Raw genomic sequence first — 2,979 nt, 5'->3', positions numbered from 1 at the left:
TTCTCTCAAAACTGGATAAATTACATTGAAGTTTGTTAAGTAAAATTTGGTTAAGTCCTCGATCTATTAGTATTCGTCAGCTCCGTATGTCGCCACACTTCCACCTCGAACCTATCTACCTCATCGTCTTTGAGGGATCTTACTTACTTGCGTAATGGGAAATCTCATCTTGAGGGGGGCTTCATGCTTAGATGCTTTCAGCACTTATCCCGTCCACACATAGCTACCCAGCGATGCCCTTGGCAGAACAACTGGTACACCAGCGGTGTGTCCATCCCGGTCCTCTCGTACTAAGGACAGCTCCTCTCAAATTTCCTACGCCCACGACGGATAGGGACCGAACTGTCTCACGACGTTCTGAACCCAGCTCGCGTACCGCTTTAATGGGCGAACAGCCCAACCCTTGGGACCGACTACAGCCCCAGGATGCGATGAGCCGACATCGAGGTGCCAAACCTCCCCGTCGATGTGGACTCTTGGGGGAGATAAGCCTGTTATCCCCGGGGTAGCTTTTATCCGTTGAGCGATGGCCCTTCCATGCGGAACCACCGGATCACTAAGCCCGTCTTTCGACCCTGCTCGACTTGTAGGTCTCGCAGTCAAGCTCCCTTATGCCTTTACACTCTACGAATGATTTCCAACCATTCTGAGGGAACCTTTGGGCGCCTCCGTTACTCTTTAGGAGGCGACCGCCCCAGTCAAACTGCCCGCCTGACACTGTCTCCTACCCCGCTAAGGGGCATGGGTTAGAAGTTCAATACATCTAGGGTAGTATCCCACCAACGCCTCCTCCGAAGCTGGCGCTCCGGAATCTCTGGCTCCTACCTATCCTGTACAAGATGTATCAAAATTCAATATCAGGCTACAGTAAAGCTCCACGGGGTCTTTCCGTCCTGTCGCGGGTAACCTGCATCTTCACAGGTACTATAATTTCACCGAGTCTCTCGTTGAGACAGTGCCCAGATCGTTACGCCTTTCGTGCGGGTCGGAACTTACCCGACAAGGAATTTCGCTACCTTAGGACCGTTATAGTTACGGCCGCCGTTTACTGGGGCTTCAATTCGCACCTTCGCTTGCGCTAAGCACTCCTCTTAACCTTCCAGCACCGGGCAGGCGTCAGCCCCTATACGTCACCTTACGGTTTTGCAGAGACCTGTGTTTTTGCTAAACAGTCGCCTGGGCCTATTCACTGCGGCTCTCTCGGGCTTTCACCCTACTAGAGCACCCCTTCTCCCGAAGTTACGGGGTCATTTTGCCGAGTTCCTTAACGAGAGTTCTCTCGCACACCTTAGGATTCTCTCCTCGACTACCTGTGTCGGTTTGCGGTACGGGCACCTTTTACCTCGCTAGAGGCTTTTCTTGGCAGTGTGAAATCAGGAACTCCGGACATACGTCCTCGTCATCACAGCTCAACGTTATAGAAATGGGATTTGCCTCATTTCACGCCTCACTGCTTGAACATGCATAACCAACAGCATGCTTACCCTATCCTACTGCGTCCCCCCATTGCTCAAATGGTAAATAGGTGGTACAGGAATATCAACCTGTTGTCCATCGCCTACGCCTATCGGCCTCGGCTTAGGTCCCGACTAACCCTGAGCGGACGAGCCTTCCTCAGGAAACCTTAGTCATTCGGTGGACGGGATTCTCACCCGTCTTTCGCTACTCATACCGGCATTCTCACTTCTAAGCGCTCCACCAGTCCTTCCGGTCTGACTTCACAGCACTTAGAACGCTCTCCTACCACGGACATCTAAGATGTCCATCCACAGCTTCGGTGAATTGTTTAGCCCCGATACATTTTCGGCGCAGCGTCACTCGACCAGTGAGCTATTACGCACTCTTTAAATGATGGCTGCTTCTGAGCCAACATCCTGGTTGTCTAAGCAACGTCACATCCTTTTCCACTTAACAATTACTTTGGGACCTTAGCTGGTGGTCTGGGCTGTTTCCCTTTTGACTACGGATCTTATCACTCGCAGTCTGACTCCCGTGCATAAATCACTGGCATTCGGAGTTTGTCTGAATTCGGTAATCCGGGATGGACCCCTAGTTCAAACAGTGCTCTACCTCCAGGATTCTCTATCACGAGGCTAGCCCTAAAGCTATTTCGGAGAGAACCAGCTATCTCCAGGTTCGATTGGAATTTCTCCGCTACCCACACCTCATCCCCGCACTTTTCAACGTACGTGGGTTCGGGCCTCCAGTAAGTGTTACCTTACCTTCACCCTGGACATGGGTAGATCACCTGGTTTCGGGTCTACAACCACATACTCATTCGCCCTATTCAGACTCGCTTTCGCTACGGCTCCGTCTTCTAAAACTTAACCTCGCATGTAATCGTAACTCGCCGGTTCATTCTACAAAAGGCACGCTATCACCCATTAACGGGCTCTAACTACTTGTAGGCACATGGTTTCAGGATCTATTTCACTCCCCTTCCGGGGTGCTTTTCACCTTTCCCTCACGGTACTGGTTCACTATCGGTCACTAGGTAGTATTTAGCCTTGGGAGATGGTCCTCCCAGATTCCGACGGAATTTCACGTGTTCCGCCGTACTCAGGATACACTCAAGAGAGAATGAACTTTCAACTACAGGGCTGTTACCTGCTCTGGCGGGCCTTTCCAGACCGCTTCGTTTAACTCATTCCTTTGTAACTCCATATAGAGTGTCCTACAACCCCAAGAGGCAAGCCTCTTGGTTTGGGCTATTCCCGTTTCGCTCGCCGCTACTCAGGGAATCGATTTTTCTTTCTCTTCCTCCAGGTACTTAGATGTTTCAGTTCCCTGGGTCTGCCATCAAGACGCTATGTATTCACGTCAAGATACTGCTCCATTACGAACAGTGGGTTCCCCCATTCGGAAATCTCCGGATCAAAGCTCACTTACAGCTCCCCGAAGCATATCGGTGTTAGTGCCGTCCTTCTTCGGCTCCTAGTGCCAAGGCATCCGCCATGCGCCCTTAATAACTTAACCTAC

Annotated in this window: 1 rRNA gene; it reads right to left on the bottom strand. The window is 51.2% G+C overall.

Annotated features, from left to right (window positions below):
• Positions 1 to 46: 46 nt before the first annotated feature.
• Positions 47 to 2,976, bottom strand: a 23S ribosomal RNA gene (locus ACQKM9_RS21725).
• Between the last annotated feature and the right edge of the window lie 3 nt (positions 2,977 to 2,979).

The sequence above is a fragment of the Viridibacillus sp. NPDC093762 genome (assembly GCF_050279675.1).
GTDB lineage: Bacteria > Bacillota > Bacilli > Bacillales_A > Planococcaceae > Viridibacillus.
This window is presented reverse-complemented; position numbering and strand designations above follow the sequence as displayed.